The organism is Paraburkholderia sp. PGU19, from assembly GCF_013426915.1.
Lineage (GTDB): Bacteria > Pseudomonadota > Gammaproteobacteria > Burkholderiales > Burkholderiaceae > Paraburkholderia.
Genome location: NZ_AP023180.1, coordinates 2,021,109 through 2,047,554 on the forward strand (window position 1 = coordinate 2,021,109; position 26,446 = coordinate 2,047,554).

The window sequence follows — 26,446 nt, forward strand, 5'->3', positions numbered from 1 at the left end:
GTTTTTCGATAGCGGATCGCTCTCATGCTGAATTTTCTCGTCAAACGTCTGCTGGGCCTGCTGCCGACGCTCGTGATCGTCGCCGGCCTCGTGTTCCTGTTCGTGCACATGCTGCCCGGCGACCCGGCACGGCTCGCAGCCGGCCCCGAAGCCGACGATGCAACCGTCGCGCTCGTGCGCGCCGATCTCGGCCTCGACAAGCCTATGCCGCAGCAGTTCGTGAACTTCTTCATGCGCACCGCGCATGGCGACTTTGGCATCTCGACGCGCAGCAAGCGCCCTGTCTCCGCGGAGATCGGCGAGCGCTTCATGCCGACGCTGATGCTCACGCTCGTCAGCATGGTGTGGGCCGTGATCTTCGGCATGACGATCGGCATCGTGTCGGCCGTGTGGCGCAACAAGTGGCCCGACCGGCTCGGCATGACGATCGCCGTGTCGGGCATCTCGTTTCCCGCATTCGCGTTCGGCATGCTGCTGATGGAAGTGTTCTCGGTGAAGCTCGGCTGGCTGCCGATTGTCGGCGACGGCTCGTGGCGCAGCTACGTGCTGCCGTCCATCACGCTCGGCGCGGCTGTCGCGGCCGTGATGGCGCGCTTCACGCGAGCTTCGTTCGTCGAGGTGCTGAACGAGGACTTCGTGCGCACTGCGCGAGCGAAAGGCGTCGCGGAGCAATGGGTCGTCATCAAGCACTGCCTGCGCAACGCGATGATTCCCGTCGTCACGATGATGGGTTTGCAGTTCGGTTTTCTGCTCGGCGGTTCGATCGTCGTCGAAGTGGTGTTCAACTGGCCGGGCATGGGACGCCTGCTGGTGGATGCCGTTGCGATGCGCGATTACCCCGTGATTCAGGCTGAAGTGCTGCTGTTCTCGCTGGAATTCATCGTCATCAATCTGGTCGTCGACGTGCTGTACGCCGTCATCAATCCGACCATCCGTTTCAAGTGAGGCCCGCATGAGCACGACCGCCGACAACAGCCGCGCCGTCTCGTCCACCCGCGACGAAAGCGCGATCCGCACGCCATGGACCGAGTTCTGGCGCAAGTTCCGCAAGCAGCATGTCGCCCTCGCAGCGGGTGTGTTCGTGTTGCTGCTGATCGTCGTATCGATCGTGGGCCCGCATATCGTTCCGTTCGACCCTGAAAACTATTTCGACTACGACGCGCTGAATGCGGGGCCATCGGCTGCGCACTGGTTCGGTGTCGATTCGCTGGGCCGCGATATCTTCAGCCGCATCGTCGCGGGCACGCGCATTTCGCTTGCGGCGGGCTTCGTGTCGGTGGCGATCGGTGCGATCGTCGGCACGTTCTTCGGTTTGCTCGCAGGCTATTACGAAGGCTGGTGGGACCGCATCACGATGCGCGTCGCCGACGTGCTGTTCGCGTTCCCCGGCATTCTGCTCGCCATCGGCATCGTCGCGATTCTCGGCAACGGCATGATCAACGTGATCGCCGCCGTCGCCGTGTTTAGCATCCCGGCGTTCGCGCGGCTCGTGCGCGGCAACACGCTGATGCTGAAGCAGCTGACGTATATCGAAGCCGCGCGCAGCATCGGTGCGTCGGACTGGACCATCATCATGCGGCATATTCTGCCGGGCACGATTTCGTCGGTAGTCGTGTATCTGACGATGCGCATCGGCACGTCGATCATCACGGCCGCGAGCCTGTCGTTTCTCGGCCTCGGCGCGCAGCCGCCAACGCCCGAGTGGGGCGCGATGCTTAACGAAGCGCGAGCCGACATGGTGACGGCGCCGCATATCGCGCTGTTTCCAAGCCTTGCGATCTTCCTGACCGTGCTCGCGTTCAATCTGCTCGGCGACGGCTTGCGCGATGCGCTCGACCCGAAGCTGGACCGGCCATGACTGAGCTTGCGATGCCGCAGGTCGGCGTGTTGCCGGCGGGCGCGTTGGGCACGATTGCGGATGTGTCCGGCGTGACAGTCGGGCATTGCACGCTCGCCGATGGCCCGATACAGACGGGCGTGACCGTGGTCCGTGCGCATCCGGACGATCCATATCGTCACAAGGTGCCTGCGGCTGCGAGCGTGATCAACGGCTTCGGCAAGAGCATCGGACTCGTGCAGGTCGAAGAACTCGGCGTGCTCGAAACGCCGATTGCGTTGACCAATACGTTCGGCGTCGCGACTGTCGCGCAGGCGCAGATTCGCGCCGCCATTGCCAGCAATCCGCAGATCGGGCGCAAGTGGCCGACCGTCAATCCGCTCGTGTTCGAATGCAACGACGGTTACCTCAACGATATTCAGGCGCTTGCCGTTGAAGACAAGCACTACGTCGCGGCGCTCGATGCGGCGGCATCCGGATTCCAACGTGGCTCCGTCGGCGCGGGGCGCGGCATGTCGTGCTTCGATTTGAAAGGCGGCATCGGCTCGGCTTCGCGCGTGGCGAATGTGGCAGGCAAGGGTTTCACTGTCGGTGCGCTGGTGCTCGCGAACTTCGGACGGCTGCCGATGCTGACGATCGATGGCATTCCGCTTGGGCGCGAACTGTTTGCCCGCAAGCAGCCAGCATCAACAGCAAAACCCGAGCAAGGCTCGATCATCATGATCGTCGCCACCGATGCGCCTCTCGATTCACGCCAGCTCAAGCGCCTCTCGATGCGCGCCGCCGCGGGTCTCGCGCGCACGGGTTCGGTTTATGGTCATGGTAGCGGCGATATCGCGCTAGCGTTCTCGACGGCATGGACAATCCCGCATGAAGGCGATTTCATCGCAACGCCGCCGTTGCTCAGCGATGCGCGTCTCGATCCGCTGTTTCATGCATGCGCGGATAGCGTCGAGCAGGCAATCATCGATGCATTGTGGTCAGCCACCTCGGTCACGGGGCGCGACGCGCACACACGTCTTTCGTTGCGTGAAGCCGCGCGCGATCTCGAACACCTGTTGAAACGGCACACAACATGAAAGTACTGATTTCCGTCGATATCGAAGGCGTGGCAGGCGTCGTGAATTCCGAGCAGGTTCGAGCGGGCAATGGCGAATACGAACGCGCGCGACGCTGGATGACGCTCGAAGCAAACGCGGCGATTGAAGGCGCATTCGCGGGCGGCGCAACGGACGTCTGGGTCAACGACTCGCACGGCGGCTTTCGTAATCTGTTACCCGACATGCTCGACGCGCGCGCCAATGTGATACTCGGCAAGCCGCGAACGCTCGGCATGATGGCGGGCCTCGAATACGGGCCGCAACTCGTGTTCATGATCGGCTATCACGCAATGGCGCAAAGCCGCGGCATTCTTGCGCATACGATCAACAGCTTTGCCTTCACGCGCATAACGATGAACGGCCGCGATGTAGGTGAAGCGGGGATTTATGGCGCGCTGGCTCGCGAGTATGGCGCGAGCGTCGTGCTGCTTTCGGGCGACGATGTGTTTGCCGACGAAACGCGGCCCATATTTCCCGATGCGACGTTCGTGGTCACCAAGAACGCGATGGGTTTTGGAAGCGGCGCGACGCAGACGCCGGAGCGTGCGTGTGCTGCGATCAGAGAATCAGCGCGGGATGTTGTCGCGAAGTTCGAAGGGCTGGCCGTTGCGCCACGACTCCAGTCCCAACCCGTCGATATCGAACTGCGCGTGCAAACTACCGCGCTCGCCGATCTGTTTGCGCAGATGCCTTCGCTGGAACGCGTGGACGGCGTGACGCTGCGCTTTTCTACGCCGTCAGTCGAGCATGCGGTGCGTACGCTGAATTGCCTGTCGGCGATGTCCTTCATGTTGCGCTGACCTGTCTGTGCAGATCAGCGCAACCTCAAGCAAGCGGCAACCTCATACCCGCCGCTTGCTCCGCCGGAACTGATCGAACAGCACCGCCAGCAGCAGAATCCCGCCGCGAATCAGATACTGATAAAACGTCGGCACATTCAACAGGCTCATCGCGTCCTGCACCGAGCCCATAATCAGCACGCCGACCAGCACGCCGGAAATCGTCGCGACACCGCCCGTCAGCGATACACCGCCAAGCACGCAAGCCGAAATCACGCCCAGTTCGAGGCCGACAGAAGTCTTCGGATCGCCGAGACTCATCCGCGACGCGAGCATCACACCCGCGAAACCCGTCACCAGCCCTTGCAGCACGAACACGGTGATCTTGATACGCGTAACGGGCAGACCCGCCAGCAACGCGGCCTCGCTATTGCCGCCGACAGCCAGCACGTTCTTGCCGAACACCGTCTTGCGCAACAAAAAGCCAAACAGCACGAAGCCGACGATGTTGCTCCAGATCGGAAACGAAATGCCGAGGAATGAACCGCCGCCGAGATCGAAGAAGCTCTCTTCCGAGATCATCACCGCATCGCCGTTCGACGTGATGAACGCGAGACCGCGCACCACTTCCATCATGGCGAGCGTGACGATCAGCGAATTGATCTTGTAACGCGCAATCAGCACGCCGTTCACCATCCCGACCGCGCCGCCCGCCAGCACGCCCGCGGTGACGCCGAGCATCACACTATGCGTCGCCGTAATCAGCGTCGATGCAACGACGCCCGAAAACGCGACGATCGACGCCACCGACAAATCCACTTCGCCAAGCGCCAACACGAACATCATCGTCACGGAGATCGAACCGATCAGCGTGACGGACAGCAACAGGCCCTGCATGTTGCGGGTCGTCAGAAAGTCGGGCACCGCGAACGACAGCACCGCGAACAGAATGACGAACACCATCACGATGCCCGACTTGTTGATCAGGTCCCACGTGCGCGCCGCGTGCGCGGCCGCGCCGGGCGAGGCGGCGTGATTGGCTGCCGGCTCGGTCGCCGGACGTGTGCTCGGTGTTTGCATGGTCTTCCAGTTCCGTGGTCTACGTGGTGCGTTGTTGCGCGCGCTGCATTACTGCGGCAAAGCGAGTTTGATCAGTTGATCGGGCGTGGCCTGCGCTTTCGGCAGATCGCCGACGATGCGCCCTTCCTTCATCACGAGCACGCGGTCCGCAATGCCGATCACTTCCGCCAGATCGCTCGATACGACGATCACCGTGCGCCCCGCTTCGGCGAGGTCGTACAGCAGGTCGTAAATTTCCGCGCGCGCGCCGACGTCGATGCCGCGAGTCGGTTCGTCGAGCAGAAACACGTCGATGCGTTCAGCGAGCCAGCGCGACAGGATCACCTTCTGTTGGTTGCCGCCCGACAACGTGCCGATCACGGTTTCCGTGTTGCGTGTCTTGATCGACAGCTTGTCGATGTATTCGCGCGTCAGGTCGCGTTCGCGCTTGCCGTTCAGCAAAAAGCTCAACGGGCTGAAATGCCGGCGCGCGCTGATATTGAGGTTGTCGGCCACGGAAGCAATCGCGACGATGCCTTCCTGCTTGCGATCTTCCGGGCACAGCGCGATACCTGCGCGCACTGCGTCGCGCGGCGTCGCAAACGACACGCGCTTGCCGTTCAGTTCGACATGGCCGCTTGCCGGCCGCGTCGCGCCATAGAGCAGCTTCATCAACTCGGAGCGCCCCGCGCCCACCAGCCCGAAGAAGCCGACGATCTCACCCTTACGCGCAGTGAAGGAGACCGGAGCGGAAAGCCCCGGCCCCATCAACTGCTTCGCTTCAAGCTGTACCTCGCCCGCCTGGCGCGGACGATACCCATACACATCGCGGATCGAGCGGCCCACCATGCAGCTGATCAACCGGTCGCGATCCAGGTCCGCGACGGAATCGAATGTCTCGATCCGACGGCCGTCGCGGAACACGGTGACGCGGTCGCACAGTTCGTACACCTCGTCCATCCGGTGCGTGACGTAAATCACTGCGCGCCCCTGCGCGCGCAATGCATTGATGATCTTGAAGAGCCGTTCTGTCTCACGCGCGGACAGTGAACTGGTCGGTTCGTCGAAGGCGATCACGCGCGCGTCGCGCATCAGCGCCTTGCCGATTTCGATCATCTGCCGCTGGCCGATCGACAGGCTCTTCACCTGCGTGTTCGGATCGATCGATTCACCTAGCCGCTCCAGTTCCGTCATCGCGCGTTTGACGAGCGCTTTCTCGTCGAGCACGCCGAAGCGGTTCGGCAACTGCCCGAGCATCAGGTTCTCAGCGACCGTCAGCTCGGGCACGAGATGCAGTTCCTGATAGATGATTGCGATGCCCGCCTCGATCGCGGCTTTCGTCGTCGTGAACTTGTGTTCGACACCGGCGAGGCGCAACGCGCCCGCCTGCGTCTGGTTCACGCCCGACAACACCTTCAGCAGCGTCGACTTGCCCGCGCCGTTCTCGCCCATCAGGCCGTGCACTTCACCGCCGCGCACGTCGAAAGACACATTGTCGAGCGCCACCACGCCCGGAAACGCGACCGTAATGCCGTCGAGTTGGAGATGCGTGGCGGACGCCGTCAACGGCTGTTCCGAAGGAGCAACGTAAGTGGCATTAGTGGCGCTGGCGGCGTCATTCGCGTTCATCGTGTTTTGCATCCGTTCTACCGCATCAGATTCCGAGTTCCGTGCGCACGTCCTTCCAGTTGTCGCGCGTCATCAGCTTGCCCGTGGTCTGCGTGTCAGCAGGCGGCTGCTTGCCCGACTTGATCCAGTCGACGAGGTTCTGCGTGCTCTGCTTGCCGTGGTTCGTCGAGCTGACGGCGATCGTGCCGTAGAAGCCCGTCGGTTCCTTCTTCTGGAACTCGGCGAACGCTTCGCCCGCGCCGTTGATGCCCACGCCGATCACGTCCGAACCGGGAATGTGCAGTTGCTCGGTGGCACGCACGCCGCCCAGCACGCTCTCTTCGTTCAGCGCGAAAATCACCCACTTCTTGATGTTCGGATGCTTCGACAGCACGGGCGACGCTGCGTTGAAGCCGCCTTCGTCGTCGGTGGTCTTTTGCGGCGCGTCGAAGATGTTGTCCTTCTTGAAGCCGTTGGCGAGCAGCGACTCCGTTGCGCCATCGGTGCGCAGCTTGGCCGTCGGCAGTTCGTAATCGGTGATGCGGATCGCGCCCACTTCTTCCGGCTTCCAGCCGCGCTTCTTCATTTCGTCGGTGATCGCCGTGCCAACCTGATTGCCGATCTTGAACGCCGACATGCCCAGATGCGGCACGCCTGCGAGCGGCTTGCCCGTCGAGTCGACCAGTTGATCGTCGACGGTCACGAACTTCATGTTGTAGCGCTTGGCGCGCGCCTGAATCGCCGGTCCAAGACGCACGTCGGGCGGGCAGATCACGAAGCCCTGCGCGCCTTGTGCGCCGAGGTTGTCGATCGCGGCGAGCACTTTCTCGCCGTCGGGCGCGCCGATGTTCACGACCGAGAAGCCTTCCTTCTGGCCCAAAGCCGCCGCCGCTTTCTGCTCGTTGATGAACCATGCCTGTTCGGGCATTTTCACGAGCACGCCGATTTTCAGCGGCGCGTCCGCGTGCGCGGTCATCTGCATGGCGAACGGCGCTGCGAGCAGCGCGGCGGCCATCGCGGACAAAGTGAGGCGTCTAAGCTTACGGGTCATGCTTGTCTCCTTGGATCAGGTCGTTGCTTGTGGTTGTTCGAATGACGCAAAACAGGTCTAAAGGGACGACCAGGCCCGCGTTCTCTCAGGCTCTAGTCGTGAAACGGCTCGACCTCGTGACGACGGCCAAGCAGGAATGCATCGGCCACCAGCCGCAGCGGGCGCACGTCCACGTCGTGCTCGCCATGCGTGATCAGCCAGTGGAACCGCTCATACAGCGACGGATACTCGCGCTCGGGTCCGACTTCGACCGGCTTGCCCGCGATCGACAGCTTCTTACCGCCTTCGCTCAGATGCAGCACGCCGTCCGTCGTCTTCACTTCGATTTCCCATTGCTCGACGGGACCATGACGCCAGTCGAATTCGGCGCGCACGGGCACGCCCGCTTCGTCGATGAAATCGAGCTCGGCGGCAATCGGCGTCTGCACGTTCGCGGGTACCGAGAGCGTCGCCTCGCGCAGAATCACTTCGCGCGGCAGCATGTGCGTGATGATCGACAGCGCATTGATGCCGGGATCGAACACACCGAGTCCACCCGGCGTCCAGATCCACGCCTGACCCGGATGCCAGCGGCGCACGTCTTCCTTCCAGCGCACCTGCACTTCCTGCAGCGTGCGCGAGGCGAGCCATTCACGCGCTGTTTCGACAGCAGGCGCGTAACGCGAATGCCATGTCGCGAACAACGTGCGGCCCGCGTTGCGCGCCATCGCACGCAGTACGTCCACTTCATGCACGCTCGCGCCAGGCGGCTTTTCGAGCATCACGTGCTTGCCGGCTTCGAGCGCGACGCGCGCCTGATCGAAGCGCACCTGCGGCGTCGCGCACAACGACACGGCGTCGAGTTGCGGCTCGTTAGCCAGCATCTCTTCGATGGTCCTGTAGTTGCGCACGCCGTCGACCTGCGCATTGCGGCTCGCACACGCGACGAGTTCGAAGCCGTCGAGCGCGGCGATAGCGGGAAGATGCTGGTCACGCGCGATCTTGCCAACGCCGACGATGCCAATGGAAAGTCTGTTGTTCATATAGTGAGCTTCGAGGGACTAACGGATTGTTAGCGGCCTCAGCGTAACGCAAGCGTATTCAACGCGCGCACGAGTTCGTATGAATCGACGCGCGCGGCATTCGACATCGAGTCGACCTGCGGAGCGAGTCGCACAACGTGGGATTCGAAGAAGCGTTTGCCCGACATTGCCACTATTTGAGACTCCTCATTTTCATCACGCTGCCGACTCGCCTTTCAACATGCCGCCGACGAATTAGCCAAACTATATGCGTGGAGTCGAACCGTTGTGATTGGTGTTTTCCCCCATGCACAACACCCAAAAGTCATTCTATTTATCAACTTCAGCAGCGTGCATGACGTATTACGGCGCACAACGTACCCGCTATTTAAGACATTCCGCCGACAATAGATTTTTCAAAAGTTTGCTTGTAAGCCCTAATGGACATCGAAGCAAGCCGCGCATATAGTCTTACTATATTTGAACAATACCGAACGAGACACCATGACCGACCAACCCCGCAAACTGCGCTCCGCCGCCTGGTTCGGCACCGCCGACAAGAACGGCTTCATGTACCGCAGCTGGATGAAGAATCAGGGCATCCCCGATCACGAATTCGCTGGCAAGCCGATCATCGGCATCTGCAATACGTGGTCCGAGCTGACGCCGTGCAACGCGCATTTCCGCAAGCTCGCCGAACACGTGAAACGCGGCGTGTATGAAGTGGGTGGTTTCCCCGTCGAGTTCCCGGTGTTCTCGAACGGCGAGTCGAACCTGCGGCCCACTGCCATGTTCACGCGCAATCTCGCGAGCATGGATGTCGAGGAATCGATTCGCGGCAATCCCATCGACGCCGTCGTGCTGCTCGCCGGCTGCGACAAGACCACGCCCGCGCTGCTGATGGGCGCGGCCAGTTGCGACGTGCCCGCTATCGTCGTGAGCGGCGGGCCGATGCTCAACGGCAAGCATGAGGGGCGCGACATCGGCTCGGGCACGGTCGTGTGGCAGCTGAGCGAACAGGTGAAGGCGGGCAAGATCTCGATTCATGAGTTCATGTCGGCGGAAGCGGGCATGTCGCGCTCGGCGGGCACCTGCAACACGATGGGCACGGCATCGACGATGGCCTGCATGGCGGAAGCGCTCGGCGTCACGCTGCCGCACAACGCCGCAATTCCCGCCGTCGATTCGCGCCGCTATGTGCTCGCGCATCTGTCGGGCATGCGTATCGTCGAGATGGCATTGCAGGACGTGCGGCTCTCGAAGCTGCTCACGAAAGAAGCGTTCGAGAATGCGATCCGCGCGAATGCGGCGATCGGCGGATCGACCAATGCGGCGATCCACCTGAAGGCGATTGCGGGGCGCATCGGCGTGAAGCTCGAACTGGATGACTGGACGCGCATCGGACGCGGCACGCCGACGCTCGTCGATCTCCAGCCTTCAGGCCGTTTTCTGATGGAAGAGTTTTACTACGCAGGTGGCTTGCCCGCCGTGCTGCGCAGGCTCGGCGAAGCGGGTCTGCTGCCGCATCCCGACGCGCTGACTGCGAACGGCAAGACGCTGTGGGAAAACAGCATCGACGCGCCGATCTACAACGACGAAGTGATCCGTCCGCTGGAGAAGCCGCTGCGCGAAGACGGCGGCCTGTGCGTGCTGCGCGGCAATCTCGCGCCCAACGGCGCGGTGCTCAAGCCGTCGGCGGCCACGCCTGCGCTGTTGAAGCATCGCGGCCGCGCCGTGGTGTTCGAGAACTTCGACGACTACAAGAAGCGCATCGCCGATCCCGAACTCGACGTGACGGCTGACTCCGTGCTCGTGATGAAGAACTGCGGGCCGAAGGGTTATCCCGGCATGGCGGAAGTCGGCAATATGGGACTGCCGCCGAAGCTGCTCGCGCAAGGCGTGACGGACATGGTGCGCGTGTCGGATGCGCGCATGAGCGGCACCGCGTATGGCACTGTGGTGCTGCACGTGGCGCCCGAAGCACGCGCGGGGGGACCGCTCGCTGTGGTGCGCAACGGCGACTGGATCGAGCTGGATTGCGACGCGGGCCGTCTGCATGTCGATATCGACGAGAAGGAAATGACCGCGCGTCTCGCCGAATGGAAGGAGTCGCAGCAACGCAATCCCGCCGATGCGAGCGGCTACCGCAACCTCTATATCGACCATGTGCTGCAGGCCGATCAGGGCTGCGATTTCGACTTCCTGGTGGGTTGTCGCGGCGCGGACGTGCCGCCGCATTCGCATTGAACGCGCCGCGCTACGCGACGTAGCGGATCAGCTCAGGCTGTGCGCGGCGATGCCGAGAATCGTGTCGGCATCGACGCGCGCGTTTTCCAGTTGCACGAGGCTCGCCTGACGCGCGGCCAGCGCATCGCGATTCTGGATCGCGGTGAGGATCGCCTTATGGCGCGGCAGCGATAGCGCGTGCGTGTCGGGATGGCGGCTCGTCAGCTTGATCGACTCCGACAACGCCAGCGACATCATGTTGCCGATATACGCGAGCATGTCGTTGTGCGTCGCGGCCATGATCGCGCGGTGAAATTCGAGGTCCGGTTCGAGCAGATCGCCAGCGCTTTGCGCGTGCTCCATGCGGTCGTACGCGGAGCCGATCCGCACCAGATCTTCGTCCGTTGCCGCCGTCGCGGCGAGCGCGGCCGCAGCCGGCTCGATGATGCGGCGCACCGTCATCAGCGACAGAAAGAACTCACCTTCGGGAATGCTGTTGAGCGTCCAGTAGAGCACATCGGGATCGAGCATGTGCCACTCTTCGCGCGGCCGCACGACGCTGCCCACGCGCGGCTTCGAAACGACCAGCCCTTTGGCCACCAGCACGCGCGTCGCTTCGCGTAGCACGGGACGGCTCACGCCGTATTTTTCGCACAGCGTCGCTTCGGCGGGCAGTCGTTCGCCTGGCGCCAGCCTGCCGCTGACGATCTCAATACCGAGTTCCTGCACGATCCGCGCATGCAGGCTTTTGCGTTTCTGAAGATGCCGGTAGTCCATGATGTATTTGTTGTGGCCGTGCGTATGCGGATAGCTGTACCGTTCCCGTTGCGGGCTGTGCAAGCATAGCATGGGGCGCACGCCCCGCCTTCCGCTTTGACGCAGCACGACACGTTGCCATTATCGCGCCGGCCTGATGTCGTCATGCGTGCGCTGCGCCGCGTTAGGTTCGTTTTTTGCTTGATCGTTTGTGGACGGGCTGCTTTACTCAAAGGCAGTCTGGAAGACCCGTGCATTCAACTCGACATGGACCACGGCAATGAAGCTCAAACCGCTACTTCTGCTGGTCGCATGCGTGGCGGCGGCGAACGTCGGAACGGCCGCTACGCGCGACGAGCAGACCAAGGCCTGCAAGCACGACGCGATCAAGTTCTGCGCGATCCATATTCCCAACAGGGAGAAGATCGAAGCGTGCATGAAGCAGCACTACGACAAGCTGTCGCCGAAATGCCAGGCGATGTTCGATCCGCCTGACAACGACAACGACAGCGGCAGCCAGTCGTCGAGCTAGCCGCGCTCATCGACGTGCCAACGTGCTAGTCGTGCTCAGCCCGCTCTGACGAGCGGCACAGCCACTTCGACCCGGCCCGTTTCCAGGCCGACCGTGTTGCGCATGGCGCGCAAACGGAAATCGTCGAGCGCGCGAAGCTCGGCTTCGTCGCCGATGCCAAGCTTCGCCAGCAATTCAGCGACGATCGCGTAGACGATAGTCGAGTTGCCGTCTTCCACTTTCACCGCGATGCCGAGCGCGCCCTTCGCGCCGAGCTTCACCGTCTGCGCCGACGCGCGCACGCCGATCGCATAGCTCGCATCCGCGCCGACCTTGCCCACCAGCGCGCCCTTGAATGCGCCCATCAGCGCGGTGCAGAACCGCCCTTCGCCCGCGACCATCTCCGGGTAGCCCGTCATTGCACGGAAGATGCGCGCAAGCGCCGCGTCTCTTTTCGAATCCATCGACACATGCCCGTCGGCGGCCCGCGCGAGCTTCATGTAAAGACGCGCGAGACGGTCGAGCGGGAACGCGGGCGTCGGCAGATTGCAGCCGTCGACAACCCATTGCACGCCGTCGTCGGGCAGATCACAGGCGTCGGCAACCGTGCGCTTCACGAGTTGCTGCAACGGATGCTCCGGCAGATGGTAGTCGGCGAGCGCCGCGCCGATCGCTCGCGCGCCCGCCAGCATGCCCGCGTGCTTGCCCGAACAGTTGCTGCACACGGCGCCCGGAATGAAATCGCGCTTGATCCATTCGCGGTAGACGGCATCCGAAATGGGCGGATGGCCGCCGCAGCGCAAATCGGCTTCCGTTGCCTGCGACCTGGCGAGCATGTGCCGCACGCGTTCGATGTGTCGATCTTCGCTGCTGTGCGAGCCGCACATCAGCGCGAGGTCCGCGTCGTCGAAACCAAAGCGCTCGAGCGCGCCCGACTCGACGACGGCGAGCGCCTGAGCCGGCTTCGCTGCCGACCTGACCAGCGTGACGCGCGACGGGTCGCCGCACGAATACAGCAGCGCTCCGTCAGTATCGACGACGGCCACATGTGCGATATGCGTGTTCTCGACAACATCGCCGCGATAGACGGTTGCAGCAACGGACATCCCGGTCTCCTTGTGCGTTGGGTTCGGTCTGCGCAACGGCAGTGCATGCCGTCGGATTCTACAACCCTGCCAGGCGCGATACGTGCGTGTCGAGTACATTGGATTCACCCGGCGCCCGGCTGCATCGGGCCGGGGTATCCGACCAGGTTCATCCAACCGGGTTTATCCGCATCAGGCCGCGCAAGCGGAATCGATCGTAAAGCCATTACGACAGGAGAATAGAAATGCACATCGCCAGAAAACTGATCGTCCTCCTCGCCTCGGCCTCGCTGGGCATCGGTGCGGTTGCGCCGGCATTTGCGCAGAACGATACGTCGACGGATACGGGCGCGGCGGGCATGGCCGCCTCCGCCGCGAAGCCGACCAAGCAGCAGCAAAAGCAGGCCCGCAAGGAAGCGCGCGCGAAGAAGAACGCCGAGTTGAAGAAGCTCGAAGACGCGGGCTACCAGCCTGGCCGCTCGAACGACCCGAACTACCCGCAGGATTTGCAAAACGCGCAGAAAAAGGCAGGTATTGGCGCGGGCGCGAGCCAATAAACATCGTTCGATTGAATCGGCCGCGCGTGGCGTTTTCAGCGTGCGGCCGCGCCGGTTTTCGCAGTATCGATAGTCGCTGTTATTCCCTTCCCGCCAGTCCTCCCTAAGCGCTCACTTTCTGTCCGGCCGCCGCCGTTTCAGCGTCCTGTTCCACGAACGCTTTACGCTATGTGATACTTTCCAACGCTTGTCCATACAACGAATTGCATCGCAGCAATCTGGGCATGGCCGTGCAGTCGCACATTCCGGCTACAACTACAGACGCCAACGTTTTCTCCAGTCAAAAATGCCGAATCCATCACACGCGCCAGGCGGCACCGCAGAAAAATTGACCGCTTCCGCCGCTGTCGATCAGATCAGTTTTCGCCGCATCATTCGCCGCAATATCGCGCTGCCGCTCGCGCTCGGCGTCGTCACGATGGCACTGTTCATCGCGCTGATCGCCTATCTCGTCAACACGATGAGCTGGGTCGAGCATTCGGAGCGCGTGATCGGCAACGCGAATGAAATGCTGCGGCTTGCCGTCGACCGTGAGTCGGCATTGCGCGGCTTCCTGATTACGGGCGACGAGACTTTCCTCGCGCCCTATCAGCTGGGTCAGCCGCGTTTCGAAACGGAGATCAACACGCTGATGCAGCTGGTCTCCGACAATCCGTCCCAGGTCGAGCAGCTCAAACGCATTCGCGGCGTGCAGCAACGCTGGGACCAGTTCGCGCAGGAGATGATCGATCTGCGCCGGCGTAACCTCGACTACACGGAACAGGTGAAGAGCGGACGCGGCAAAATCGAGTTCGACGAAACGCGGCGGCTCTTCGGGCAATTTCTCTCCGTCGAAGAAGCGCTGCGTCAACAGCGCTCCAGCGACGCGCGCAGCGTCACTTCCATTCTGGTGGGCGTCTTTCTGCTGTTCAGCCTGTCGATCAGCGGCTTCATCGCCTATCGCGGGCGGCGCGATCTGGTGAATCTGTCCGAGGCGTACGACGGCGTGCTCGCGCGCCAGGCCGAGCACACGGAAGTCTTGCAGCAACAGGTATGGCTGCGCTCCGGGCAGCGCCTGCTCGCGGAGAAGATCGTCGGCCAGTCGAGTTCGCCTCTCGTCGGCCGCGCGATACTCGACTTTCTCGCGGAGTATCTCGACGTCGCGGTCGCGGCCATGTACGTGCGCGACCGCGCGACCAGCAGTCTCAAACGGATCGCCACGTACGGCTTCAGCCAGGAAAGCGAACAGGCGGCGCGCACGTTCCGCGAAGCCGAAAGCCTGATCGGTCAGGCGGCCGTGTCGCGCCGCACGCTCGTGTTGCACGACGTCCCCGACGATTACGTGAAAGTCGTCTCGGGCACGGGCATGAGCCCGCCGCGCAATCTGGTCGTGCTGCCTATCGAAAACGACGGCATCGTGAACGGCGTCGTCGAACTCGGCTTCATGCGCAACATCGCACCGCGCGATCACGAGTTCCTGCAACTGATCGCGAACAGCATGGGCGACTCCATCGAGGCCGCGCTGTATCGCGAGCGTCTGCAGGATGCGCTCGCCGAAACCCAGCAGTTGAATGAAGAGCTTCAGGTGCAGCAGGAAGAACTGCGTGTGTCGAACGAAGGGCTCGAAGAACGTGGCCGCGCGCTCGTCGAATCGCAATCGCGGCTCGAAGCGCAGCAGGCGGAACTCGAGCAGACCAATGTACAGCTCGAAGACTACGCGAAGCGCCTGGAGCGTCAGAAGGCCGATCTGCTCGAAGCGCAGGACGAACTCGCCGCGAACGCCGCGCGGCTGGAGCAGTCGAGCCGCTACAAGTCCGAGTTCCTTGCGAACATGTCGCACGAACTGCGCACGCCGTTGAACAGTTCGCTGATTCTCGCGCGGCTGTTGCAGGAGAACCGCAGTGGCAACCTGACAGAAGAACAGGTGCGCTACGCGGAAACGATTCATGCGTCGAACAGCGATCTGCTGGTGCTGATCAACGACATTCTCGATCTGTCGAAAGTGGAAGCCGGACAGATCGCGATCGAAAGCGGAACGGTGCCCGTCGACTCGATGCTGCAATCGCTGCGTGAAATGTTTGAGCCGATGGCGGCTGCGAAGCATTTGCAGTTTTCCGTCGAGCGCGCGCCCGGCGTGCCGGAGGCCTTCGTCACCGACGGCCAGCGCGTCACGCAGATTCTGCGCAATCTGCTGTCGAACGCATTGAAGTTCACCGAGCACGGCGAAGTCGCGCTGACAGTCGCCGCCGGCGACGCGGGTACGCTGCGCTTCGACGTGCGCGACACGGGCATCGGCATCGCCGCCGACAAGCTCGAACTGATCTTCGAAGCCTTCCAGCAGGCGGACGGCTCGACGAGCCGCCACTATGGCGGCAGCGGCCTCGGCCTGTCGATCTCGCGCGAATTCGCGCGGCTGCTGGGCGGTCGCGTGAGCGTCGCGAGCGAACCCGGCAAGGGCAGCGTGTTTACGCTATGGCTGCCGCTGCAAGGCCCCGCCGAAACGCAGTCCCGCGCAACGCAGGTGACTGAGCCGCTGACGCTGCCCGTGCGCAGCAAGCCCACGCCGTCGCCCGTGGCCAACGCCGCGTCCGTGCAGACGGGCAACGCGCAGCCGACGATCGGCGACGACCGAGACAACCTCCGCCACGAAAACCGCCTGATTCTCGCGATTGAAGACGATCTCGTCTTTGCCGAAATCCTGCGCGACCTCACGCATGAACTCGAATTCGACTTCGTCCATGCCACCGATGCGACGACGGGCCTCACGCTCGTGCGCGACATGCAGCCGACGGCCGTGCTGCTCGACGTCGGCCTGCCCGACCGCTCGGGGCTGACGGTGCTCGAATGGCTGAAGAACGATCCCGCCACGCGTCACATTCCGATTCACATCGTCTCCGCCACCGATCACGCTGAAAAAGCGCTGCATCTGGGCGCCGTCGGCTACACGCTGAAGCCCACGGCGCGCACCACGCTCGAAGCCGCGATCCGGCGGCTGGAGACGCGCCTGCAACAGCGCATGAAGCGGGTGCTGGTGATCGAGGACGATGCGGCGATGCGCGAAAGCATCCGCGCGCTGCTGCAGAGCGACACCACAGAAATCGTCGCCGTCGCGACGCTGGCGGGCGCGCTGGAGCAACTGTCTACGACGCTGTTCGATTGCGTCGTGACCGACCTCGCGCTGCCCGATGGCACCGGCTACGATCTGCTCGAACAGCTCGCCGCCGACGTCACGCATCAGGCGATGCCCGTCATCGTCTACACGGGCCGCATGTTGTCGGGCGACGAAGAGCACCGGCTGCGCCGCTACTCGAAATCGATCATCATCAAAGGCGCGAAGTCGCCCGAACGTCTGCTCGATGAAGTGACGCTGTTCCTGCATAGCGTCGAGTCGTCGCTTGCGCCTGAGCAGCAGCGCATGCTGCGTACCGTGCGCCAGCGCGACAACCAGTTCGAAGGGCGCACCATCCTGCTTGCGGAAGACGACGTGCGCAATATCTTCGCGCTGTCGCATGTGCTGGAGCCGCTCGGCGCGAAGCTCGAAATCGCGCGCAACGGGCGCGAAGCGCTCGAAGCGCTGAACACCGGACGCGAGGTGGATCTCGTGCTGATGGACATCATGATGCCGGAGATGGATGGCCTGACGGCGATCGCGCACATCCGCCGCGACGCGCGCTTCGCGCATCTGCCCATCGTCGCGCTGACGGCGAAGGCGATGGCGCAAGACCGCATGCGCTGCCTCGAAGCGGGCGCCGACGACTACATCTCCAAGCCCATCGACGTCGACAAGCTGATCTCGCTGTGCCGCGTCTGGCTGCGGCAGCGCTAGGCGCGAGGAGCCGTCAGTCATGAGCCGCATCTCGTACGACGATTCGCCGCAACGCATGCACGATTTCGATATCGAGCTGAAGCTGCTGCTGGAAGCGATTTATCTGAAGTACCAGCACGACTTCCGCCACTACTCGATGTCTTCGCTGCGGCGGCGTCTCGTGCAAGCGCTCGAAGCGTTCGGCGTGGCGACGCTCTCGCAGTTGCAGGACAGGATCATGCGCAACGAGGCGGACTTCGTGCGGCTTTTTCACTACCTGACGGTACAGGTCAGCGAGATGTTCCGCGACCCCGACTACTTTCTCGCGCTGCGCAATCATGTGCTGCCCGTGCTGCAAACGTATCCGTCGATCAAGGTGTGGGTGGCCGGCTGCAGCACAGGCGAGGAACTGTGGTCGCTGAAGATCCTGTTCGACGAAGCGGGCCTCACCGAGCGCACGCTCTTCTACGCAACCGATATCAACCCTGACGCGCTCGCGCGTGCCGAAGCGGGCATTTACGCGCTCGACCGGATCGCGGGCTTCACGCGCAATTATCTGGCCGCGGGCGGCAAGCGCTCGCTCGCCGATTACTATCATGCGGCGTATAGCGGCGCGCGCTTCTCCGGCCCGCTGAAAGAGCGGGTGGTGTTCGCGGACCACAGCCTGTCGACCGATGAAGTGTTTCTCGAAGCGCATCTCGTGTCGTGCCGCAATGTTCTGATCTATTTCGATCGCGGCCTGCAGGATCGCGCGCTGGGGCTGTTCAAGGACACGCTCGTGCGGCGCGGCTTTCTCGGCCTCGGCAGCAAGGAAAGCCTGCGCTTTTCGACGCAGTACGATGCATTCGACGAATTCCGCGAGCGCGAGCGCATCTATCAGAAGCGCTAGACTGCCCGTGCCTTTCAACATCGAACGAACGATCGACGCGTATGAACACACCTCGCCGACCTTCTCCACTGGGCGCAACCGCGCCGGTGGAACCGCGCGCGTTCGAGGCGGTGGCAATCGGCGCGTCGGCGGGCGGCATCGACGCGTTGAACGTGCTGTTGCCCGCGCTGCCGGCATCGTTCGGGCTCACTGTGCTGATCGTTTCGCACCTGCCTGCGAATTCGCCGAGTTGTCTCGCCGAAACGCTCGGCTATCGCTGCACGCTGCCCGTCGTCGAGCCGGATGCGGGAGAACCGCTGCTGCCGGGCCGCGTGCATCTCGCGCCGCCCGGCTATCACATGTTGATCGACGACGACCGCACGGTCGCGCTGTCGATCGATTCGACGGTGCGCTATTCGCGCCCGTCCATCGACGTGCTGTTCGAATCCGCCGCGCACGTGTACCGCGAGCGCTTGCTCGGCATCCTGCTGTCGGGCGCGAACGACGACGGCGCGCACGGCCTCGAAGTGATCCGCGCGATGGGCGGCCTCGCGTGGGTGCAGGACCCGCAAACGGCTGTCTCCGCGACGATGCCGCGCGCGGCCATCGCGCGCGGCGCCGTCGACGAAGTGCTTTCTCCAACCCTGATGGCCCGGCGGCTCGCCGGTTTGCCGCCTCACACTAGAACGATGACATGAGGAACTCACCCGTCAACATTCTGATCGTCGACGATATCGCGCATAACATCACGGCGCTCGAAGCGCTGCTGGCGCGTCCGGGGATCGAGCTGCTGGTCGCGAACTCGGGCACGGCCGCGCTCGACCTGCTGCTCAAGCATGAAGCCGCGCTCGCGATCCTCGACGTCAACATGCCCGGCATGAACGGCTTCGAGCTTGCTTCGCTGATGCGCGGCAGCCCGCGCACGTCGCACGTGCCGATCATCTTTCTGACGGCCACGGCGGAAGACGCGTCGCGCACGTTTCGCGGCTACGAAGCGGGCGCCGTCGACTTTCTGCACAAGCCGTTCGACCCGCGCATCCTGCAATCGAAGGTCGATGTGTTCGTGCAGCTGGAGCAGCACAAGCGGCAACTCGCCGATCAACTGCTGACCACGCGCCAGTTGCTCGAAGCGAACGAAATGCTGATGGCCGTGCTCGGCCACGATCTGCGCACGCCGCTCGGCACGGTGCTCGCTTCGGCTGAATTTCTGGTGCGCAACGCCGCCGACGAGCAATCGGCGACTGTCGCGGGCCGCATCAGGAACAGCACGATGCGCATGTCGCGGATGGTGCATCAATTGCTCAATCTCGCGCGCCTGCAAGGCGGCCGCATGCAATTACAGCCGCGTGCAAGTGATCTGGCAGCGCTGTGCCGCGGCGTGATCGAAGAGTTCGCGACGCACGAGCGCGCCGGCCAGATCGTATTCACTTCGCGCGGCAATACGACGGGCACGTGGGACACCGACCTGCTGTGGCAGGCCATTTCGAATCTGATCAGCAATGCATTGCATCACGGCGAGCGCGACAGCCCGATCACAGTCGACCTCAATGCTGAAGAGCCGAACCGGCTCCGCTTGACTATCAGCAATCGCGGCGCGATTCCGCCCGCGATGCTGCCGCATCTGTTCGAGGCTTTCGGCTCGAACGGCGTGGGCGAGCGCTCGCGCGAAGGGCTCGGCCTCGGGCTGCACATCGTGGACAAGATCGTGCGCATGCATGGCGGCAAGGTGACGGGCAAATCGGACGAGATCGTCGGCACTGTCTTTACGGTCGAACTGCCGCGCACCGCGCAAAGCTGGGTGCTCTGACACGGCGCGACGGCCGGCAGGCCGCGCGCGAAATACTTCGTAAGAGATGCGCCAGCGGCGCGCGCGCCTTGCGCGGCTTGGGCAAGCGTCCGCGCCCCGTTTCACGCGCCGCCCCGGCGCGTGCGGTGCTCAGTCGACGTAATAACGGCTTGCCATCAAACCGCACTACAATGCTTGCCGTCCGATGCCCGTTGTCCGCTTCTTCATCATGTCCAGCCGCCCTTCCCGTATTGCTCTCGCGTTGACCCTGCCCGTGCTTGCCGCGCTCGCCGCGTGCTCGACGCCGCCCAAGGCGAAGCTGCAGGAAGACTTCGTCAGCAGTGGCGCGAGTCCGTACACGCGCACGTTTCAGGTGACGAGCACGGAAGCCTGCGAAGGCGCGCGCCGCGCGCTGTTGAGCCAGGGCTACATGACGACGCTGGTGCGCCCCGATACCGTCGACGCCAGCAAGAACTTCCAGCCCGCCAGCGACTCGCATTTCACCGTTGAATTCCACATCGTCTGCACGGCGGGCGACGACGCGACCAACAGCAGCATCGTCTATGCGAACGCGGTGCAGAGCGGCTACGCGCTCAAGAAGAGCGATACGTCGGCGAGCGTCGGGCTGAGCGTGCTCGGCTCGCTGTCGCTGCCGATCCGCCAGAACAGCGACGCGATGGTGAAGATATCGAGCGAAACCATCCAGTCGGGCAAGTTCTACGACGGCTTCTTCAATCTGATCAGCCACTATCTGGCGAACGTGGTGCGCAGCGTGCCTGTGCCCGGCAATACCGTCGAAGCGACGCCGCTGCCCATGCCCGCTCCCGCGCCGGCGCTGGTCGTCACGCCGATGTCGTCCACGGGCGGCAACGCGGCGCCCGTCATCATGCCCGCGGCTTCGAAGGAACAGACCACACCGCTTGCAGCGGCAGCGACGCCGGTTGCTTCGGCAACGCCCGTCTCCGCGACGACGCACGCGCACGAAGCCGCCGCCGCTTCGCCTGACAGCACGCCTGCGATCATTGAATCGCCGGCTTCGGATGCGGCGGCCTTGGCGCAGTGAACTTACGCGGTCGTGTCCGCCCGTCCCCACCCAGGGATGTTCAGGTAATAGCGCGTCGAGCGACCGGCACCGACCTTGCACAGTAGCCCCATGTCCTCGAGTTCGATCAGTTCACGCGACGCTGTGGCTCGCGAGGTGCCGCCGACGCTCTCGTACTTCCGGGTGCTCATGCCCCCTTCGAAGCCGTTGGGACCGGCATCGATCAGAAGGTTGACGACTTTGCGCTGTCGAGTCGTAAGTACCTTGTCCTGATGGTTCATCCAGAAAATGGCTTTAGCAAGCGTGGCGTCCACGACACTGGACGCCTCTTCGCAGGACACTCGCACCTGTTCCACAAACCACAGCACCCATTCGGTCACGTCCAGCTCGCCATGCTGAGCGCGCTCGAGTTGCGCGTAGTAGTCGCGTCGCTTGTCGAGCAGGCGCTGTGAGGTACGAATCAGGCGGCTGACTTCACCGCTGTCGCGCGCCAGCACGAGGTCGATAAGCACTCGACCAATGCGGCCATTCCCGTCCTCAAAGGGGTGAATCGTCGCGAACCACAGGTGAGCGAGTGCCGCTTTGACGAGATCGTCGTGTTCGGTCGTTGCGTTGAACCAGTCCACGAACTTCTGCATTTCGGCCGGAATGTCCGCTGATGACGGAGCCTCGTAGTGGACCTGTTCGCGTCCGACGCTCCCGCTGACGATTTGCATCGGCTCGGCATGCTCGCGGTAGGCGCCTACGAGAATTTTGACCATGCCTGAGTAGCCCGTCGGAAAGAGGGCCGCCTGCCACGCACACAATCGATCGTGCGTGAGTGGCGCTTCCCGTTGCCGCACGGCGTCATCCATGATGTCGAGAAGGCCTTCGACACTTCGGGGCGCAATCGGGCCATCCTGATTCCCGACACCGAGCCGCCGTGCCACGGACGACCGTACTGCGGTGAGGTCGATGCGTTCGCCCTCAATCGCCGCCGTCGCGACTGCATCCTGGCTCCAGGCCTCGGCGGCAAGTTCGAGACGCTGCTCGAAGCCAAGACCCGCCAGCTTGCCTTCAACGACGCCCTGGGCTCTGCGCGCGCGGGCCACCTCGCCGCCGACGCGAACAGCGTCGTAGTGCATGGCTGGCCACGATGAGACTTTCCAGATGAGAGATCGGGTTGGTGACATGGTGTTGATGCGTTGAGGCGATTGCGGGCTCTAATCGACTCGGATTGTGAGTCGAAAACAGTGTAACCCACTTTGAGGCGATTGCACGCCTAATCGACTCAAATCATGAGTCGGTACTCAACTCGCGCTGCGGGCTGAACTGCCGCGTGCACGTCCCTGTTTCTCCGTAACTTGATCGACAGTTTTACCATTCACGCGGCAATTTTTATTTTCACGCCGCACTCAAGATTTCAACCATTTTGCCGACCGCGAACGAATATCTGTTTTAAATCATCGATCGGTAAAAACGTTCGTAGTAAAAACGACCGAAGCATCGATATAAATCGAATAATCGAAAATATTTTCCCGATTGGGTTTTGCCCGCACTTAAGCGCAGCATCGATCCAGCCGTTACCACCTTCACGGAATTAACAAAACGGTACGCAATTTGAGGCAGTAAAACCTGCCGATTCATATTGCGTGCCGCACGTTGCTAAAAATTGGAGAGGGTCCATGTTTGTCGCTATTGGTTGGGTGCTGGTTCTCGGCTCTGTGATCGGGAGCTTCGTGGGAGTGGGCGGCCATTTGCCCGCGCTGGTTCAGCCGTTCGAACTGCTGTGTATTTTCGGCGCGGCAATGGGCGCGTTCGTCGTCAGCAATCCCGTTTCGGTATTGAAGAAAACCATCAAGGCTTTGCCCGGATGCTTCAAGGGCGGCAGTTATTCGAAAGAGGTTTATCTCGAACTGATTGCGCTGCTTTACGAGCTGCTTCAGAAAGCACGTAAGGAAGGCATGATGGCGCTCGAAGCCGACGTGAATGCGCCGGAAGAAAGCGCGCTTTTCCAGAAGTATTCGCACGTATTGAAGGACCATCATCTGCTCGATTTCATCGTCGATTATCTGCGGATGATGGCGACGGGCAACGTGAACGTACACGAAATGCAGGACCTGATGGACGAAGAACTGGCGACGCATCACGCCGAATCGTCGGTGGCCGCGAACGCGATCCAGAAGATGGCTGACGGCCTGCCCGCGTTCGGCATCGTCGCGGCCGTGATGGGCGTCGTCCACACGATGGGCTCGGTCGGCGCGCCGCCCGCCGTGCTCGGCGAGATGATCGCGGGCGCGCTGGTCGGCACGTTCCTCGGCATTCTGCTCGCGTATGGCTTCATCGGCCCTGTTGCCGATTTGCTCAACGCGAAGGGCCGCGCGGAAGCCAAGCCGTATCAGTGCGTGAAGGCCGTGCTGCTCGCGTCGCTGTCCGGCTACGCGCCGCCCGTCGCCATCGAATTCGGCCGCAAGGTGCTGTTCACGGCCGACCGTCCGAGCTTCCAGGAGCTCGACGACGCCGTGCGCGCCACCAAGATGCCGAAGTCGGCCTGACGCGCGCGGAGAAGGAGATCAGCATGGCCGAAAGACGACCCCGCGGCGAAGAGGCGAGCGAGAAGGCTGCGCCCGTGATCGTGCGCCGCTCGAAGAAGGGCGACGGGCACGGCGGACATCACGGCGGCGCATGGAAGATCGCCTACGCGGACTTCGTGACCGCGATGATGGCGTTCTTCCTGCTGATGTGGCTGCTCGGATCGACGTCGAAATACGACAAGCAGGGCATCGAGGATTACTTCAACACGCCGCTGTCGAGCCTGCTCGGCGGCAACGAAGGGACGGCGGCGGCGCGTCCGAACGTCATCCAGGGCGGCGGCCGCGACATGTCCGACACGCGCCCCGGCGACGGCAAGAAAGCGCAGCAGGAGCCCGCCAAGCCGACGCTCACGCAGGCGACCATGGCGCCCAACGACACCGCGCGTCTCGAACAGCTGAAGGCGAAGCTGTCGGCGCTGATCGAGCAGACGCCCGCGTTGAAGGCGTTCAAGGACCAGATCCGCATCTCGATCACGAACGAGGGCTTGCGCATCGAGATCGTCGATTCGCTGAAGCGCCCGATGTTCGCGACGGGCAGCGCGAAACTGCAAAGCTACGCGGTCGAGATCCTCACGCAGATCGGCGCGTCGCTGAACGATGTCGATAACCGCATTTCGATTGCGGGCCACACGGACGCCGTGACCTACGCGAACGGCCCGGCAGGTTACTCGAACTGGGAGCTGTCGTCGGAGCGCGCGAACGCGGCGCGGCGCGCACTCGTGGCGGGCGGTATGCGCGAAGACAAGTTGCTGCAGGTGCGCGGTCTCGCGGACGTGCTGCCGCTCAACGCGAACGTCGCCGACGAGCCGACCAACCGGCGCATCAGCGTGCTGGTGCTGAACAAGGCCGCCGAGCAGGCGTTCTTCCGCGACGGCGGACGCACGTCGATCGATGAAGCGCTGCCCGCAAGCGAGGCCATCCCCGGCGTGGTGTCGAAACTGAAGGTAAGCACGCGCAGCGCGTATTGATCGCGATGTCGTGTGTTCGGCCGCACGCTTCGAAAGGAGCGTGCGGCTTTTTTTGCTTCGCTCCAGGGCGATTTCACTGAGCAAATTGACCGTACGACGAAATGGTCATACGCACTGTTTCACCCAGCGACACATTCGCGTCGTCAATTGCCTCAGGTCTTGCGCTCAGGCAAAGCAATTTCAGCGCTGCACTTCACAACCGCAACACGTTTCTGATATTGGTAGAGGAGCGTAGCTGTTGCGCTTGCGCGAGATCACGCGTGCAAACGTGCATTTCCCTTCCAATGCCTCATTGACGGAGAACGACAATGCAAAGAAGACACTTCGTGACAGCAAGTGCCGCTGCACTCGCATACGGCAGCCTGCTGTTGTCGGGCTGCAGCACGACGACGAGTAGCGGTGAATCGGCCGCAACCGACATGTCCAAGCGGCAGTCGATCGACGCCAGCGTCGACGGCGCGCTTGCGAAGCTCTACACGAGCGTACAGGGCTCGCGTGAACTGGTCGGCAAGGCGCGCGGCGTACTTGTGTTCCCATCCGTTCTGCAGGTGGGCTTCGTGGTGGGCGGGCAGTATGGCGAAGGCGCGCTGCGCGTCGGCGGCAGTACGGCGGGCTACTACAGCACGGTCTCCGGCTCGTTCGGCCTGACGGCGGGCGCGCAGTCGAAGGCGATCATCTTCCTCTTCATGACGGAAGACGCGCTCGACAAATTCCGCAACGCCAAGGGCTGGTCGGCAGGCGCCGATGCGTCGGTGGCGCTCATCAAGGTCGGGGCGAACGGCGCTGTCGATACCACGACGGCAACCGCGCCTGTCGAGGCGATCGTCATGACGAACTCCGGACTGATGGCCGACGTGTCGCTCGCGGGCACCAAGGTGTCGAAGCTGAACATCTGAGCTTGGTGCCGTGCGACGTGGCGCGCTCGCCACCGTCGCGCGTTGCCGCTGCGGGAAAAATAAACGGCTCGCCGAGACCGATGGCGAGCCGTTTGCTTTTTAGGTGCTACGCGGCGATCAGAAGCGATACGTCACGCCGACCTTCACGATCGGGTACCAGCGCCACTTGTCGGCCTTGTCCTGCAGGGCCTGGCGTTCCTGGTCGACGTTCGCCTGACCCGCTTCGGCGACGATGTCCGCGGGGACGTCGAGCGTCACTTGCGGGCGGCCATAGGTGACGCCTGCATCGAAGAACGCCGAGAAGCCCTTCTGCGCGACAGGCGTATGGCCAAAGCCAATGCCGATATACGGACGCACCGTCGGATACTTCGCCTCCGCGTGAACGGTCTCGCCGTTCGTCGCGTAGTTGGTGCCGTTGATGCTGACCGTGCCGCTCGGGCTGTTCGCGTCGCCCGATACGTTATCGCCGCCGATCAACACACCGGCCGTGATGCGGAACGGCACCGTAGCGGGCGCCGGGAAGAAGTCGAGGTACAGGCCGCCGTGATAGATCTTGGCCTTGCCGTCGTAGTTCAGGCCACCGGCGCTGAAATTGTGCGAGAACGCAATGCCATTGAATTCGGCGCGGATGTTATCGCGCGTGCCGAGCGGTTCAGAGAAACCGATACCGAGGCCTTCCGTGCCGACCTGGCCATAAATTTCGTGAGCGTGCGCAACGGGCGCGGACAGCGCGAAGCCCGCCGCGAGCGTGACCAACAGCCTTTTCATCTGTGAGATTTCCATCGGGGTTCTGGAGGACGCCTGACCTTGACGCCGCGTGTATCGGGAAAAATTGCCCGTCACACGCGATGACCTTGCGTTGCGGCGGTGTCCCAGACCCGTCTTATTACGTAGCACTCACAGAAAATCTTTAATGAATATTTAAAACGTTCTTTGCGTCCCGACTCAAGCCCTTTAAA

24 protein-coding genes are annotated in these 26,446 nt (G+C 62.8%); 16 read left to right on the plus strand and 8 right to left on the minus strand.

Features of this window, described 5'->3' with window-relative positions; all coding sequences use genetic code 11:
- The first annotated feature begins 24 nt into the window (after window positions 1–24).
- The 4 genes from gsiC to H1204_RS26685 are packed head-to-tail and all read left to right on the plus strand — an operon-like array spanning window position 25 to window position 3,737.
- Window positions 25–945 carry a glutathione ABC transporter permease GsiC gene (gene gsiC, locus H1204_RS26670; protein WP_180731498.1) on the plus strand — a complete coding sequence of 307 codons (921 nt, stop codon included), beginning with the start codon at window positions 25–27 and terminating at the stop codon, window positions 943–945.
- A gap of 7 nt (window positions 946–952) precedes the next feature.
- A complete protein-coding gene (gene gsiD / locus H1204_RS26675; protein WP_180731499.1) occupies window positions 953–1,858 on the plus strand; it encodes a glutathione ABC transporter permease GsiD in 906 nt (301 codons plus the stop codon).
- On the plus strand, window positions 1,855–2,916 hold the full coding sequence (locus H1204_RS26680) for a P1 family peptidase (RefSeq protein ID WP_180731500.1): 1,062 nt from the start codon (window positions 1,855–1,857) through the stop codon (window positions 2,914–2,916). Before gsiD ends, H1204_RS26680 begins: the two co-directional genes overlap by 4 nt.
- Complete coding sequence (locus H1204_RS26685; RefSeq protein WP_180731501.1) at window positions 2,913–3,737, plus strand: M55 family metallopeptidase; 825 nt, start codon at window positions 2,913–2,915, stop codon at window positions 3,735–3,737. The genes H1204_RS26680 and H1204_RS26685 overlap by 4 nt, the downstream gene beginning before the upstream one ends.
- A gap of 42 nt (window positions 3,738–3,779) precedes the next feature.
- Here H1204_RS26685 and araH read toward each other — a convergent pair whose 3' ends face one another.
- The 4 genes from araH to H1204_RS26705 form a co-directional block, all read right to left on the minus strand.
- Window positions 3,780–4,796: an L-arabinose ABC transporter permease AraH gene (gene araH / locus H1204_RS26690; RefSeq protein ID WP_007735812.1), complete on the minus strand. Its 1,017-nt coding sequence runs from the start codon at window positions 4,794–4,796 to the stop codon at window positions 3,780–3,782.
- A gap of 48 nt (window positions 4,797–4,844) precedes the next feature.
- Window positions 4,845–6,404: an L-arabinose ABC transporter ATP-binding protein AraG gene (gene araG / locus H1204_RS26695; protein WP_243468678.1), complete on the minus strand. Its 1,560-nt coding sequence runs from the start codon at window positions 6,402–6,404 to the stop codon at window positions 4,845–4,847.
- Window positions 6,405–6,429: 25 nt separating this feature from the next.
- A complete protein-coding gene (locus tag H1204_RS26700; RefSeq protein WP_180731502.1) occupies window positions 6,430–7,434 on the minus strand; it encodes an arabinose ABC transporter substrate-binding protein in 1,005 nt (334 codons plus the stop codon).
- Between the two features lie 92 nt (window positions 7,435–7,526).
- Complete coding sequence (locus tag H1204_RS26705; protein ID WP_180731503.1) at window positions 7,527–8,456, minus strand: Gfo/Idh/MocA family oxidoreductase; 930 nt, start codon at window positions 8,454–8,456, stop codon at window positions 7,527–7,529.
- A gap of 483 nt (window positions 8,457–8,939) precedes the next feature.
- Between H1204_RS26705 and H1204_RS26710 the strand changes: the two genes are divergently transcribed.
- Complete coding sequence (locus H1204_RS26710) at window positions 8,940–10,682, plus strand: IlvD/Edd family dehydratase (RefSeq protein ID WP_180731504.1); 1,743 nt, start codon at window positions 8,940–8,942, stop codon at window positions 10,680–10,682.
- Window positions 10,683–10,709: 27 nt separating this feature from the next.
- Here H1204_RS26710 and H1204_RS26715 read toward each other — a convergent pair whose 3' ends face one another.
- On the minus strand, window positions 10,710–11,438 hold the full coding sequence (locus tag H1204_RS26715; RefSeq protein ID WP_035538213.1) for a FadR/GntR family transcriptional regulator: 729 nt from the start codon (window positions 11,436–11,438) through the stop codon (window positions 10,710–10,712).
- A gap of 259 nt (window positions 11,439–11,697) precedes the next feature.
- Here H1204_RS26715 and H1204_RS26720 point away from each other — a divergent pair, with 259 nt between their 5' ends.
- Window positions 11,698–11,949: a hypothetical protein gene (locus H1204_RS26720; protein WP_180731505.1), complete on the plus strand. Its 252-nt coding sequence runs from the start codon at window positions 11,698–11,700 to the stop codon at window positions 11,947–11,949.
- A gap of 35 nt (window positions 11,950–11,984) precedes the next feature.
- On the opposite strand, the gene H1204_RS26725 is transcribed toward H1204_RS26720, so the two are convergent.
- The gene (locus tag H1204_RS26725) at window positions 11,985–13,034 is read right to left on the minus strand and encodes an asparaginase (protein WP_180731506.1); all 1,050 of its coding nucleotides are present in this window, start codon (window positions 13,032–13,034) and stop codon (window positions 11,985–11,987) included.
- Window positions 13,035–13,258: 224 nt separating this feature from the next.
- Between H1204_RS26725 and H1204_RS26730 the strand changes: the two genes are divergently transcribed.
- The 6 genes from H1204_RS26730 (at window position 13,259) to H1204_RS26755 (ending at window position 21,071) form a co-directional block, all read left to right on the plus strand.
- On the plus strand, window positions 13,259–13,570 hold the full coding sequence (locus tag H1204_RS26730; RefSeq protein WP_180731507.1) for a DUF4148 domain-containing protein: 312 nt from the start codon (window positions 13,259–13,261) through the stop codon (window positions 13,568–13,570).
- Between the two features lie 328 nt (window positions 13,571–13,898).
- Window positions 13,899–17,375 (plus strand): response regulator, encoded by a 3,477-nt coding sequence (locus H1204_RS26735; RefSeq protein ID WP_180731508.1) that lies wholly within the window; start codon window positions 13,899–13,901, stop codon window positions 17,373–17,375.
- A gap of 19 nt (window positions 17,376–17,394) precedes the next feature.
- Window positions 17,395–18,243, plus strand: a complete 849-nt coding sequence (locus H1204_RS26740) for a CheR family methyltransferase (RefSeq protein WP_180731509.1) — start codon at window positions 17,395–17,397, stop codon at window positions 18,241–18,243.
- Window positions 18,244–18,284: 41 nt separating this feature from the next.
- Window positions 18,285–18,920, plus strand: a complete 636-nt coding sequence (locus H1204_RS26745) for a chemotaxis protein CheB (RefSeq protein ID WP_180731510.1) — start codon at window positions 18,285–18,287, stop codon at window positions 18,918–18,920.
- A complete protein-coding gene (locus H1204_RS26750) occupies window positions 18,917–20,029 on the plus strand; it encodes a hybrid sensor histidine kinase/response regulator (RefSeq protein ID WP_180731511.1) in 1,113 nt (370 codons plus the stop codon). The genes H1204_RS26745 and H1204_RS26750 overlap by 4 nt, the downstream gene beginning before the upstream one ends.
- Before the next feature lie 184 nt (window positions 20,030–20,213).
- Entirely contained in the window at window positions 20,214–21,071 is an 858-nt protein-coding gene (locus H1204_RS26755) for a DUF2242 domain-containing protein (protein WP_180731512.1), read from the plus strand.
- A gap of 2 nt (window positions 21,072–21,073) precedes the next feature.
- Here H1204_RS26755 and H1204_RS26760 read toward each other — a convergent pair whose 3' ends face one another.
- Window positions 21,074–21,904: a Fic family protein gene (locus H1204_RS26760; RefSeq protein WP_243468679.1), complete on the minus strand. Its 831-nt coding sequence runs from the start codon at window positions 21,902–21,904 to the stop codon at window positions 21,074–21,076.
- Here H1204_RS26760 and H1204_RS51550 point away from each other — a divergent pair.
- The 4 genes from H1204_RS51550 (at window position 21,884) to H1204_RS26775 (ending at window position 25,487) form a co-directional block, all read left to right on the plus strand.
- On the plus strand, window positions 21,884–22,189 hold the full coding sequence (locus tag H1204_RS51550; protein ID WP_243468680.1) for a hypothetical protein: 306 nt from the start codon (window positions 21,884–21,886) through the stop codon (window positions 22,187–22,189). The genes H1204_RS26760 and H1204_RS51550 overlap by 21 nt on opposite strands.
- Window positions 22,190–22,714: 525 nt before the next feature.
- On the plus strand, window positions 22,715–23,584 hold the full coding sequence (gene motA / locus H1204_RS26765; RefSeq protein ID WP_180731514.1) for a flagellar motor stator protein MotA: 870 nt from the start codon (window positions 22,715–22,717) through the stop codon (window positions 23,582–23,584).
- 23 nt (window positions 23,585–23,607) lie between these two features.
- On the plus strand, window positions 23,608–24,591 hold the full coding sequence (gene motB / locus H1204_RS26770) for a flagellar motor protein MotB (protein WP_180731515.1): 984 nt from the start codon (window positions 23,608–23,610) through the stop codon (window positions 24,589–24,591).
- A 308-nt stretch (window positions 24,592–24,899) separates the two neighbouring features.
- Window positions 24,900–25,487: a YSC84-related protein gene (locus tag H1204_RS26775; protein WP_180731516.1), complete on the plus strand. Its 588-nt coding sequence runs from the start codon at window positions 24,900–24,902 to the stop codon at window positions 25,485–25,487.
- Window positions 25,488–25,604: 117 nt separating this feature from the next.
- Here the strand turns inward: H1204_RS26775 and H1204_RS26780 are convergent, their stop codons facing one another.
- Window positions 25,605–26,255, minus strand: a complete 651-nt coding sequence (locus tag H1204_RS26780; protein WP_180731517.1) for a hypothetical protein — start codon at window positions 26,253–26,255, stop codon at window positions 25,605–25,607.
- Window positions 26,256–26,446 lie beyond the last annotated feature (191 nt).